General features: G+C 34.9%; 8 protein-coding genes. 2 read left to right on the top strand and 6 right to left on the bottom strand.

Annotated features, from left to right (window positions below):
- Nucleotides 1–60: 60 nt before the first annotated feature.
- Together C4F50_RS15035 and C4F50_RS15030 are read left to right on the top strand one after the other, a co-directional pair.
- Nucleotides 61–1,119: a sensor histidine kinase gene (locus C4F50_RS15035; RefSeq protein WP_194139473.1), complete on the top strand. Its 1,059-nt coding sequence runs from the start codon at nucleotides 61–63 to the stop codon at nucleotides 1,117–1,119.
- A gap of 69 nt (nucleotides 1,120–1,188) precedes the next feature.
- On the top strand, nucleotides 1,189–1,902 hold the full coding sequence (locus C4F50_RS15030) for a LytR/AlgR family response regulator transcription factor (RefSeq protein WP_194139472.1): 714 nt from the start codon (nucleotides 1,189–1,191) through the stop codon (nucleotides 1,900–1,902).
- A gap of 231 nt (nucleotides 1,903–2,133) precedes the next feature.
- Here C4F50_RS15030 and nagB read toward each other — a convergent pair whose 3' ends face one another.
- From nagB to C4F50_RS15000, 6 genes are all read right to left on the bottom strand, one after another.
- Nucleotides 2,134–4,047: a glucosamine-6-phosphate deaminase gene (gene nagB, locus C4F50_RS15025; protein WP_194139471.1), complete on the bottom strand. Its 1,914-nt coding sequence runs from the start codon at nucleotides 4,045–4,047 to the stop codon at nucleotides 2,134–2,136.
- Nucleotides 4,048–4,191: 144 nt separating this feature from the next.
- Nucleotides 4,192–6,285 (bottom strand): alpha-L-fucosidase, encoded by a 2,094-nt coding sequence (locus C4F50_RS15020; protein ID WP_194139470.1) that lies wholly within the window; start codon nucleotides 6,283–6,285, stop codon nucleotides 4,192–4,194.
- 118 nt (nucleotides 6,286–6,403) lie between these two features.
- The gene (locus C4F50_RS15015; RefSeq protein WP_194139469.1) at nucleotides 6,404–7,069 is read right to left on the bottom strand and encodes a Pr6Pr family membrane protein; all 666 of its coding nucleotides are present in this window, start codon (nucleotides 7,067–7,069) and stop codon (nucleotides 6,404–6,406) included.
- Between the two features lie 47 nt (nucleotides 7,070–7,116).
- A complete protein-coding gene (locus C4F50_RS15010; protein ID WP_194139468.1) occupies nucleotides 7,117–7,674 on the bottom strand; it encodes a YdeI/OmpD-associated family protein in 558 nt (185 codons plus the stop codon).
- Between the two features lie 140 nt (nucleotides 7,675–7,814).
- Nucleotides 7,815–9,209, bottom strand: a complete 1,395-nt coding sequence (locus C4F50_RS15005; RefSeq protein WP_194139467.1) for a hypothetical protein — start codon at nucleotides 9,207–9,209, stop codon at nucleotides 7,815–7,817.
- Nucleotides 9,210–10,096: 887 nt separating this feature from the next.
- A complete protein-coding gene (locus C4F50_RS15000; RefSeq protein ID WP_194139466.1) occupies nucleotides 10,097–12,508 on the bottom strand; it encodes a glycoside hydrolase family 2 TIM barrel-domain containing protein in 2,412 nt (803 codons plus the stop codon).
- Nucleotides 12,509–12,855 lie beyond the last annotated feature (347 nt).

The raw sequence follows: 12,855 nt of genomic DNA, 5'->3' as shown, positions 1-12,855 counted from the left end.
GACATTTAAACAGCCCTAAACATCAAAAAACAGTAACAAACGACATATTAAAATAGCCTTATGATTTTTAATACCAACAAACCTTACAGCCTGCCTATACGTTATCATGTATATTTCTGGCTTACCTATTTTTTGTTTAATACTTTCCGCTGGGGAAGCTATTTTAACGACTATGTCTATTCCTTAAAAACCACTTTATTAGGCTTTCCCATTCACATGGCTTTATGTTATCTTAATATTTTGGTTTTAATGCCCCATTTGGTTTACCGAAAAAAATACTTCTTATATATTATAAGTGTATTGTCGGCTATATTTATAATGGTGGTCATCAAATTTAATTTGACTTATTTATTAATCACCCACAACGTCTGGCCAGAAGGCCCGCAAACAATCAACACACTCACTCTAAATTATACGATAGACATGATGATGGGCGAATTGTATGTGATGACATTTGTTACGGCGATTAAAATTACTTTAGATTTCTTAAAAGAACAAAGACGTGTAACCGATTTGGAAAAATCACAATTAGAAACAGAATTATTGTTTTTGAAGTCGCAGATTTCACCGCACTTTTTCTTTAATACCTTAAATAATATCTATTCGCTTTCTGTCGAAAAATCGAACAAAACCCCAAAAATAGTTTTAAAGCTATCAGAATTAATGCGTTATATGCTGTATGAAACCAAAGGCAAAAAGCAGAGTTTGGAGAATGAAATCATGTGCATTCAGAACTATCTTGATTTGGAACGCATTCGAAACGGAGAACGGCTTGAAGTTAATATGGGAATTTCGGGAGATATTCACGATAAAGAAATCTCCCCTGTTTTATTATTAACTTTTATTGAAAATGCTTTTAAGCACGGGGTCAATAAAAACACTGGAAATGTAGTCATTGACATCAACTTTAAAGTAAAAGGAGATTTTTTACATTTCACAGTTTCAAACCCAACACCAGAAATTACCGTACATAAAGATAATTTTAACAAGTCAAGTGGTATAGGTATAGAAAACGTGAAAAAAAGACTCGAATTAGGATACAATAAAAGCGACTATAAGCTTTCATTTAAAAATAAAAAGAATATTTTTGTTGTCAAACTAGTCATAAAAGTCACTTAGCTGCAGCTTTAAACTTTTTCTCAAACTATACCTACAAAAACATATCGGCCTAAATAATACAGATAAAAAATGAAAATAAAGTGTTTAATTATCGATGATGAGCCATTGGCGATTAATGTTATTAAGAATTATATTGAGCAGATTGAAGAATTAGAATTAATAAACACTTTCAGCAATTCTATTGAAGGTCTTAATTTTTTAAAGAACAATACTATTGATGTAATTTTCCTTGACATTAATATGCCTGTTTTAGACGGTATTAATTTTATCAAAAGTTTAGACAATCCGCCGCTCTTAATTATTACAAGTGCGTATGATCAATTTGCTATAGAAACTTACGAGCTGGATGTTTTAGATTATCTGGTAAAACCAATTGAGTTTCCGAGGCTGATGAAAGCTGTGAATAAAATAAGCAAACGCTTAAATAACAACACTAAAACGCCGATAGAAAATAACAAAGAAAATCCTTTTATATTCGTTAAGATTGATAAAAAGAAAATGAAGAAAATTTTCTTGAACGAAATTTTAGTGATCGAAAGTTTAAAGGATTATTTAAAAATAAGCACCACTTCTGGTAAATTTATCATTCACAGCACTTTATCCGATTTTACAAATTTGCTCCCAGAACGAGATTTTATCAGAATACATCGATCCTACACGATTGCCATTGATAAAATTGACGCTGTAGAAGGAAACAGCATTGAAATTGAAGGACTTAGATACGTAATCGGCAGATCTTATATTGATGAAGTAAAACAGAAAATTTTGAATTCTTCGATTTAGTGAGAAGAGATTAGTGAAAAGTAAGAATTAGTGAAAAGTAAGAAGTAAGAAGTTAGATGTAAAATGTCTGACTTTTTTCATTTCTCAAATAACATTTCACCTTTTACAATTAACATTTCACAAAACAATAAAAAACAAAAATGCAGCCAACCACGGCTGCATTTTCCTCAATTATAGGTAACTAACCAAATAAACCATGAAATAGTCTATTATCTTTATTGCTGCAAAAAACTAGAAATAATAACGCTTAAAAGCTTCTATAGCCGAATAATCTGCTAAGCCCAGGTTGTGATATTTTTCTGCAGTCAATCTATTTCTGTCTTCTACGCGTACCCAAAACTCCCTGCTGTCATCACCTTGAAACATTACGCCGTCTTTTTGAGACTGGTGATAAAAAATTGCATGTCGTTTTTTAAGAACCTGGTCTGGACTCATTGGTACAGCCATTTCAATTTGGTACGATTCCCACTCATGCCAAGCGCCTCGGTAAAGCCAAACCCAGCAGTCATCCATATAAGATTGGTGTTTTAGTCGTTTCAAAGCTTCGAACAAACTATCTAAACACACTTTATGAGTTCCGTGCGGATCTGCCAAATCTCCAGCAGCATAAATTTGATGGGGTTTTATTCTCTCAATGATATTGCACATAATTTCAATATCTGCTTCACCAAGATTATTTTTCTTTACTGTTCCTGTTTCATAAAAAGGAAGATCTAAAAAATTAACATTAGAATCCGGAAGACCTAAATAACGTGTCGCCGCCAAAGATTCACTTCTTCTAATTAATCCTTTCAATTTTCTAACTTCTAATGAGTCAATCTCATTTCCAGTTCTATTTTTAAGAAAATCAATTATTTCTTGCGATTTAACCGAATCTCCATTCAATGCTTTTGAAATTTCAGCAAACTTTAAAGCTTCTTCATTAGAAACTGCAATGTTCCCAGAAGTTTGATAAGCAATATGAACATCGTGACCCTGCTCTACTAATCGGTCAAATGTTCCTCCCATCGAGATAACGTCATCATCTGGGTGCGGGCTGAAAATAATGATTCTCTTTCTCTCCGGCGTGGAACGCTCCGGTCTATAAGTATCATCAGCGTTTGGTTTTCCGCCCGGCCAGCCAGTGATTGTTTGCTGCATTTTATTAAACATCTTGATATTTAAATCATAAGCAGTTCCTTCTTCTGTCAATAAACTTGACATGCCGCTATCATTGTAATCTTTGTCAGTAAGCTTAAGGAAAGGTTTTTTCGTCAATTCGCTCAACCAAGCTACTGCTTTCAATTTTAATTCGTCTGTCCAAATTACAGATTTAACCAGCCAAGGCGTTTTAACTCTAGTTAATTCAGACGATGCTTCTGTGTCCAGAACAAATGTTGTGTTGTTATGCTCCTGCAGATACGTCGCAGGCACTCGTGAAGAAACTTCTCCTTCAATAGTTTTTTTTATGATTCCCGCCTTACTGATTCCCCAGCCTAACAAAACGATTCTTTTGGCATTTCTAACGGTTCCGATTCCCATTGTGATGGCTTTTCTCGGAACATTATCAATACCTAAAAACGAAGATGCTGCATCAATACGCGTTAAATGATCCAGTGTAATACTTCTGGTTCCAGAATTTACGTGAGAACCTGGTTCGTTAAAACCGATATGTCCCGTTCTTCCTATTCCCAAAAGCTGAAAATCCAATCCGCCGTAAGACTTGATTTTCATTTCATAATCAATGCAATATTGTTGTAATTCCTCGGCACTCACCTGCCCATCTGGAATATTAATGTTTGCCGGAACAATATTGACGTGATTGAATAAATGCTCGTGCATAAAATGATAATAACTCTGAATGTCATTTTTATCCATCGGATAATATTCATCCAAGTTAAAGGTTACTACGTTTTCAAAACTAAGTCCTTCTTCTTTATGCATTCTTACAAGTTCCTCATAAACCTTTATCGGCGAAGAACCTGTAGCCAAACCTAAAACACAAGGTTCGTTCAGCTCATTTTTTCTCTGAATTAAATTGGCAATTTCCTGCGCTACCAAAAAAGACGCCTCTTCCGACGATTCGAAAATTACATTGTGAATTTTCTCAAAACGAGTTTCTTCAAACTTTCCTGCTTCTCTAAAACCAATGTCTTCTCTAATCATTTTTGGCTGGCCATTTAATTAATGTAAGATAAAAGTAGAATTTATAAATCTCCAAACATCAAAAATTCGACTAATAACGACTGCGCTTCGGCAAAAGACAAAATAGCAGCTATAAGTCATTTTAAGAAGCTGTCAAAAAAACCTTTATTCTACTATACCAATTTCGGCAATCGAAACACTTTGTGATTTTCCTACGCCGCCTGTTGCAACAAATTTTAAAAATTTTGCTTTTACTGCATTAAAACTCTTAAATTGTTCAATTGGATTATGTTTGATATTTGAAAACTCTCCCTCAGACTGTTTAACCCAGGTACTATTATCTTCGCTGGTAAAGAATTCGTAATTAGAAATCAGATTTAAATTATTTCCCACTTGCTGCGGAATATAAGTAAACCCTTTTATCTCAACGATTTCCCCCATATCGATCACAACTTCTTGCGGCAGTTTGTTTTTATCGTTTCCAAATCCCCAATCCGTATTGGCATCGCCGTCAATAATTCGTTCTACTGTTTTAGCATCCCCGCTTGAAACAGAGATTACTTTCCATTTTTCTTTAGAAACACCGTATTTAGCCGATTTGATTCCGCTGTTGATTTTTTCTTTTGTATCTCTTGAAATAGCTTTAATTTCTACCGCTTTATTATAAACAAATGGATTCTTGTATAAAATACTTTTCTCCGAAGGATTTTTTCCGTCAAGCGAATAGTAAACTGCATTTCCCGCTTCCGATTTGATTGTAACCAAACCATTTTTATCTCGCGAAATCTGTGGTTCTTTTACAAAAGTTGGTGCGTTGTAAGCTTGAATTGTGCTGATTACAAAACCAGCCTTAGCATCCAAAATATTAATTCGAAGCGCCGAAGCCGTAACACGATCCAAACGAAGAATTCTTTTGTAACCTATTGTGGTTTCATTGGCAATTGTTTTCCAATTCCCGTCAACTTTAGCTTCAACAGAAAAAGATTTCACTCTTTGACCTAATTTGATATATTCCTGAAGTAAGATTCTATTTAAGGCTTTAGGCTTTTTGAATGTAAATTCTATAGTAGCTTGTTTTACTTTATCGTCTGTTGCCCAATACGTATTTTTATTTCCGTCAGTTACATTCTGAGGCCCAAAATTAGAATCTGAAGACCTAGTATTTGAAGCCTGAATTTTAGAATCTGCCAAAAGTTCTGTCTTAAAATCGGCTTTTATTACAGCAACTAATTCTTTTAATCTCGCTTCATCATTTTCATGAACCAAGCCGCGTCTGTCAACCGGAAGATTCAATAGTAAAGTTGCATTTCTTCCTATAGATTCATAATAGATATCAACCATTTCGTCCAGCGAACGCACCTTATCATCTTCAACAGAATGGTAAAACCAACCTGGTCTAATCGAAACATCTGCTTCTCCCGGAACCCATTTTTCGCCGTCTTCATGCCCTGACATAAATTCAGAATAATGTACTTTTCCGGCCAATTCATCTTTCTGGCGAAGGAGCGACCAGTTGGTTTTTCCGGCACGTCCCTCTTCATTTCCAATCCATCTCGCTTCAGAAGGTCCAACACCCCAGACCAACGTTTTTGGAGCCAGATTATAAATTAATTTATAAGTCTCGTCCCAATTATAATATGTCAGTGTGTTTATTTTTCTAGTTTCGTTTGCACCGCCGTAATAACCGTCGCCGCCGTTGGCTCCATCAAACCACATCTCGAAAACATCGCCGTAATTGGTTAACAATTCTTTTAACTGATTTCTGAAATAAGTTACATACTCTAGTTTTCCGTATTGCGGATGATTTCTGTCCCAAGGCGAAAGATACAATCCTAATTTTAAATTGTATTCTTTACAAGCTGCTGCCAATTCTTTTACCAAATCCCCTTTTCCGTTTTCCCAAGGCGAATTCTTTACCGAACGTTCTGTATAAGCCGACGGCCATAAGCAGAAACCATCGTGATGTTTTGCAACCAGAATAATACCTTTCATGCCGGCTTCTTTGACCACGCGCGCCCATTGACGCACATCTAATTGCGATGGATTAAAAAGTTCTGCTGATTCGTCTCCATAACCCCATTCTTTATTGGTAAATGTGTTTAATGAAAAATGCACAAAAGCATAGAATTCCATTTCCTGCCAATCCACTTGTTTCTGCGTTGGAAGCGGTCCAAAAGGTTTGGGCGCATTGGGAAATTCTTGACTAATACTGCTTGAAACTGCACCGAAAAGACAAAGCGAAAGGAAAATATTTTTCATTATGGTTACTTTAAAATAGTCTGAACCATAAATGTAATAGAATTAAAGATTGAAAATGATAGAAATTCGACCAATGACAAATTTCGAAGTGCTTTGGAGAAAATCTCATTTTTAGCTCTCAAAGCAGTTTGAAGTGTAACCTCCTAACTCTAGTTCTAATTTTTACAACAGCTATTAAAACAGAAGAAAGAATTACAAACGCCAATAAAACCAATAAACCATTTTCGATCGCTGTCGGAAATCCTAGTTTGGTAACATCTATAAAAGGGTAAGGATAAAAGTCGGTAAAAATACCGTGAAGTAAAGTATAGATTATATAAACAATTGGATAAATCAACCAGACCCCAATGAGTGTAAAAGACAGTCTTTCGACTTTTGCATAAAAAAACCAAAAGAACAAAAACAACACTGGCACTATACTGTGAAAAATTTCACTAACAATTAAATGCAGTCCTTGTAAATTAACAATCTTACGAAGGAAAAAATTAAATACGATTCCGACAATTAGAATGTAAACTGTAATTGCTGTAATAGTAGCCGTTTTATTAAAAAAATAAGTAAGTTTAAATTTTCCGCCAAACAAAATAACAGCACTGGCAAAAGCGACCAAAGTATTGGTCAGAATAGTAAAGAAACTGAAAAACCGAATTGCAGCGCCAAAAAAAGAAAATTCGGATTCATTAATGAGTAAGTAAAACTGCATTGGCAGTGCATACAATTCAAGAGCGAAAATAATACCCAGTAGAATCTCGCCTCCTATTTTTGTGGTATTTTCCTTTTCCATAGTTTACTAAAAATCAGCACACTAATATAGGAATTTTATTTCAAACATTACAATACTCTTTTTTGTTTTTCGCTTTCCAAAATTGTTTTTGCAAGACGCGATTGTCTTGTTTTTTCCTGTTTGGCACTCATAATCCAATGTATCATGACTTTTTTGTAGGATGGTGCTTGTTTTTCGAAAAATTCCCAAGCTATGGTATTGCTTTTAAATTCTTTTTCATAAACCAAATCTAAAGGAACGGGTTCTTTTTCGTGCGAGTAAATTTTGGATTTATTTTCGGTTCTAAAACTAAAAGCTTTTAAACCTTCTTCTTTCATTAAACCTGCTTTTGTGAGGTCTTCCATTTTTTGAATATTAATCGCGCTCCAAATACTCGATTTTTTTCTAGGGGTAAACCGAATCGTATAACTCTCTGTATCAATTGACTTGCGGACACCGTCTATCCATCCAAAACAGAGTGCCTGATCTACAGATTCTGACCAGCTCATAGAGGCTTTCTTACTTGTAACTTTGTAGAAACCAACCAAAAGCTCTTTTTCGTTTTTGTGGTTTTTCTCCAGCCAAATCCTGAAGTCCTTTTGATCTGCGAAAAAAGTGGGGTTCATCTTCTTAAAAGTTTTAAAACAATCTCGCAGACGCGAAATCACAAAGTTTAAAATTAAAAAAAATAAACCATATAACTTCCTATAAGCTTAATTAAGCAAAAACTTAAATTGACTTAGATAACTTAAATGGTTCAGAAAAATTAATCCCCGCCACAGCCACCGCAGGAACTTCCGCACGAAGATCCGCAGGAACTGCCACACGAACTGCCTCCCGAGGAACCGCAAGAGCTAACATCACTCGAGCTAAAATAACTTCCCGATGATGTCGCTGGTGCATGATTTATTATTGGAACAAAAGAATTCGCTAGAACAAGATTTCCGTATAAAAAATAATCCCATTCCCAATGCCTCCTACTTTCTCCTTTATTCAGAACATTCTCTTTAACTATAGAAGGGATTATGTTTACAAACATTAATTGCATTACCTGATTAATATAATAGAATGCTACTGCAACAAGCGGAACCATTGCAAACAACAAGAATATTACAGGTTTACCCCTCCAGATTCCTGTTATAAATCTGCTGAATCCAATACTTAATAAAAATCCTAAAACAACCATCACCACGATTATGACTCGGGTAAACTCTTTTGAATTAAAAATCCTGCTTTTTATTCTATACATAGCTTTTTGCAGTTGTTCAAAAATGGGTTTCTGCATCGCGGTTCTGCAGAGTTCTTTATAACCCATTGGATCTAAACCTTTCATGATTTCGACAATACAATTCTCATATCGATTTTCAACAAATTTATCGTCAATTAGTTCTAACCTGTCATTTATAAGAACCTTAATTTTGTGATTTAAGATCAAATTATTCACCACACCATGAATAACAACTTCCAGTTTTTCTTCTTTAAAAAACACCAATTCCAGCGCAGTAAGATTTTGCAAAATTGGGTTAGCTTTTATTTTATTGTATAATGAAATAAAACTTCTTCCAACATAAAATTTCAAGAACAATATTCCGAGAACAAAAAGCAGCAGATATCCTATAAGGAAATAGGGATTTCTAATCTTTATTAAAAGGGAATAAAGCACCAGACAGACCGGAAAAGAGAGTAAAATGGTATACGTTAAAAAGTTTTTGGTAAGTTTTGAAACTTCATATTTACTTTTCTCCAGCGGTAAAGAATCTAATTCATCTTTATAATGCCAGATTTCCGCCGGCTGTGTTCCGAAATTAATTTCATACAATTCTTTCGTTCGTTCTTTTGCGGTTTGAAATTTATCAAATTCCGACCGATTATGAGTTGACGGAATATGTTCGATTTTCTTTCCTAACAAATCACAGAAATCAGAATAGGAATTCGTAAAAATTAAATGCTGATGCCAGACAATATCGACAATTTCTGAAGGTGAAACCATTTCACTATTTGTCGCTGCCAAGAAAAGGAACTTCTTGTATTCGAGTATGGCATTCTGGGTAAAATTTATGGTCCAATGATTTTCAAGAGCTAATCTGGTTGAAAATCCATATTGATCATTTGGATGATCAAAACTAAATGCTAAAGCTTTTTCCCAAAGTGTTTTATTCATAAAATCACTTATATTTAGTTATATTATTGTCGGCTAAAATCTATTAATTAACACGACAAATCTTCAGCTAAAATAGTATTATTTCTTTCACAAAAAACATGTTTACAAAAAATTAAACTATATAAGTTATATAAATTCAGTTGAGTTTTTTTACGTCGTTCTCAAAATGCGCCTCAACAAACTTTACGAGCAAAATAATAAGTCCTATAAGTACATTTAAGCAAAAATAAAATGACCGTATAAAAACTTAAACTTTCGCTCCTCTGGAGCTTTTTATTTGTGTGTACATTATTTTCTATAAATATTTAGCTCTTCCAGAGATGCACTCTTTTTCTATATTTCGCGAAAAGCATTTTCCATAAAAAAAGCTCTAACGGAGTTTAATATTTATTGAAAAATAAGTTGTTAATCAAAAGTTCCAGCTTGAAAAACTATTTAATTTCTCTACCTATTTTCCATAAAAAAAGCTCCAGCGGAGCTTAATATTTATAGAAAAAATAAGGTGTTAATCAAAAGCCCCAGCAGTATGCTCTTCCAGAACTGAAACCTATATAATTTCTCTATCCATTTCCCAATAAAAAAAGCTCCAGCGGAGCTTAATATTTATAGAAAAAATAAGGTGTTAATCAAAAGCCCAGCAGTATGCTCTTCCGGAGCTGAAAACCTATTTAATTTCTTTATCCATTTTCCATAAAAAAAGCTCCAGCGGAGCTTAATATTTATAGAAAAAACGAGATGTTAATCAAAAGCCCCATAGAGATCTCTTTTAGAACTGAAAAACTATTTAATTCTCTATACATTTCCCAATAAAAAAGCTCCAGAGGAGCTTAATATTTATAGAAAAAAATGAGCTGTTAATCAAAAGCCCCAGCGGGGCGGCATATAAATTAATCCACCTTTATCTGAATCGACGAAACCGGAATTCCATTTCCTGTCGTCGCTTTTAACTGAATATTTTCTTTCTTACCGTTTGATTGAATAATCGCAATACATTTTCCGTTAAACAACTTACAGGAATTCGCTTTAAACGAATCCAAATTAGCCTGATAACCATTATCAACCCCAACTAATTTTCCGCCGCCAATAACTTCAAAATTGATTAAATCCATTGCATTTGGAAGAAGATTTCCATCTTTATCAACAATTGAAACGGTTACGTAAACCAAATCGTACGTATCGTTTTTGATTGTCGTTTTTTCTGCTTTCAAATCTATTTTTGAAGCTTCTCCCGCTGTGCGAATTTCCTTTTCTAAAACTACTTTTCCGTTCTTTCTTGAAATCGCTTTTAATGTTCCCGGTTCAAATTTCACTTTCCATGAAATATGCAGATCATCATTTTGTTTTGATTTTGTTCCGAGAGATTTTCCGTTTAAGAATAATTCTACTTCATCGGCATTATTGTAATATGCCCAAACTTCTACATCCTGATTTTTTTTCCAGTTCCAATGCGGAAAAATATGCAGCATTGTTTTGTTCAACCATTCACTTTGGTACATATAATACACATCTTTTGGAAGTCCAGCCAAATCCACAATTCCGAAATAAGAACTTCTCGCCGGATACGGATACGGATCTGGTTCGCCGATATAATCAAAACCGGTCCAGATAAAAGTTCCCGCCATGAAATCCTGTTTTTTAATAGTTTTCCAATTTTCTTCGTGCGTTGCGCCCCAGTACGATTTCACCTGATCGTAAGCCGAAACCGTCCAATCTGCGTTACCGTCAAACGGAGCGCCGTGTTTGGTTGGCCACGCTTTAATTCCGTCTGGAAAATCATAATGACCGCGCGTTTCTAAAGCCGAAACACTCTCTGAAGCTAATATTTTTTGTCCTTTAAAACGAGTTGGAAAATCTTTATAATCTTCGTGTTTGTAATTGAATCCCAAAAGATCCAAAGCACCCGATTGGTAAATAAAATTCTTCTCAATAACATTTTCGGTCAAAGCCGAAGTTACTGGACGAGTCGTATCTAACGATTTCACGATTTTAGCCAATTCTTTGGTAATCGCAATTCCTGTCGAATCAAATTGTTCTCTAATTTCATTCCCAATACTCCACATCATAACCGATGGGTGATTGCGGTCTCTTTTAATAAAATCTTCTAAATCCTGTTTGTGCCACGCATCCCAATCTTTGTGATAGTCATTGGTTACTTTTTTCTTTTTCCAAACGTCAAAAGCTTCGTCCTGAACAATGAAACCCATTTCGTCGCACAATTGCATCATTTCTAAAGAATGCGGATTATGTGACATTCTAATGGCATTTGCACCCATTTCTTTCATCAAAGTCAGTTTTCTTCTCACCGCATGAATATTTTCAACTGCTCCCAAAGCGCCGTTATCATGATGCAGGCAGACTCCCAGAATCTTCGTTGGTTTTCCGTTTAAAGAAAATCCTTTCTCTGAATCAAAACTAAAGAAACGGAAACCCAGCGGTGTTTCGTAATTGTCAACTAATTTCGATTTCTCATAAATTTTAGTAACCACTTTATACAAATACGGGTTTTCAGTATCCCACAATTTTGGCTGATTTAAAACCAAATCGTGAATCTTTTTCTCTGAAGTTTTAGCCGATATTTTTTCTGTTGAAGTGAAATTAGCAACCTCTTTATTATCCCCATTTAAAACTGATGTAACAAGTTTAAATTCTTTCGGAGTCTCATTGTCATTATCAATCGTAACTTCTAAACAAATCTTAGATTTTGCTGCAGAAACTTCAGGCGTGGTTACAAAAGTTCCCCACTTCCCAACATGCAATTTTTCAGTCGCAACCAAGCGTACATTCCTGTAAATTCCAGAACCTGTGTACCACCTTGAATTGGGTTGTGCATCGTTATCGACTTTTACCGCGATTACATTCTCTTTTCCAAAGTTGATATATCTTGATAAATCATACCCAAATGAAATATACCCGTTTGGACGCATTCCCAATGCTTTGCCATTTATGAAAACTTCACTGTTCTTAAAAACACCGTCAAATTCTATTGAAACTGTTTTGTTTTTCCAATTTGTAGGAACAGTGAATACTTTACGATACCAGCCTTTCCCAGCTGGCAGAAATCCCTGCGCTTGTTTGGTTTTAGCATCTTTGTCAAAAGCACCTTCAATACTCCAGTCATGAGGCAGTTGAAGCATTCTCCAATCAGAAGTACCGAAACCAGCTTGCGGAGCCGATGGATAATCTCCTAATTTGAAGTTCCAGTTTTTATTGAAATCTTCGACAATTCTGGCTTGTTTTTGCGCAAAAATTGAAACCGAAAACAGTATTGTTAAAGCAATTATTATCTTTTTTAAAATCATAATATATTTAAATAATCATTTTTAAAAATTAGCATTTTCTCCAATCTTGTCATTTCGACGAAGGAGACTCGAGCGACAGCGAATAGGCGAAGCAAATCTTCGCTAGTAACTCCACAACGTTAATTACCAATCTTTGTCGAGCTTCTTGCGAAGATTTCTCTCCCGAAGCATCGGGATCGAAATGACAAACTGGACGTATAACATTGATCTTGTTTATTTGCGTGGGCTTCGACTCCGCTCAGCCTGACAATTGCAACGTAGACGCACTGCTGTGCGCCTCTACAATGAAATCCTAAAAAAAAACCTCTGTCCCTTTGCGCCTCTGCCTCTTTGAACCTCAAAAAACT

Source organism: Flavobacterium hungaricum, assembly GCF_015182285.1.
GTDB lineage: Bacteria > Bacteroidota > Bacteroidia > Flavobacteriales > Flavobacteriaceae > Flavobacterium > Flavobacterium hungaricum.
The sequence above is the reverse complement of the archived record's forward strand: the minus strand, read 5'-3'. Positions and strand labels throughout refer to the sequence as shown.

What these genes read in the sequence shown, in the direction of transcription:
- C4F50_RS15010 (WP_194139468.1), bottom strand. Translation starts at nt 7,674, where the DNA reads ATGAACCCCACTTTTTTCGCAGATCAAAAGGACTTCAGGATTTGGCTG.
- C4F50_RS15015 (WP_194139469.1), bottom strand. Translation starts at nt 7,069, where the DNA reads ATGGAAAAGGAAAATACCACAAAAATAGGAGGCGAGATTCTACTGGGT.
- nagB (WP_194139471.1), bottom strand. Translation starts at nt 4,047, where the DNA reads ATGATTAGAGAAGACATTGGTTTTAGAGAAGCAGGAAAGTTTGAAGAA.
- C4F50_RS15020 (WP_194139470.1), bottom strand. Translation starts at nt 6,285, where the DNA reads ATGAAAAATATTTTCCTTTCGCTTTGTCTTTTCGGTGCAGTTTCAAGC.
- C4F50_RS15000 (WP_194139466.1), bottom strand. Translation starts at nt 12,508, where the DNA reads ATGATTTTAAAAAAGATAATAATTGCTTTAACAATACTGTTTTCGGTT.
- C4F50_RS15005 (WP_194139467.1), bottom strand. Translation starts at nt 9,209, where the DNA reads ATGAATAAAACACTTTGGGAAAAAGCTTTAGCATTTAGTTTTGATCAT.
- C4F50_RS15035 (WP_194139473.1), top strand. Translation starts at nt 61, where the DNA reads ATGATTTTTAATACCAACAAACCTTACAGCCTGCCTATACGTTATCAT.
- C4F50_RS15030 (WP_194139472.1), top strand. Translation starts at nt 1,189, where the DNA reads ATGAAAATAAAGTGTTTAATTATCGATGATGAGCCATTGGCGATTAAT.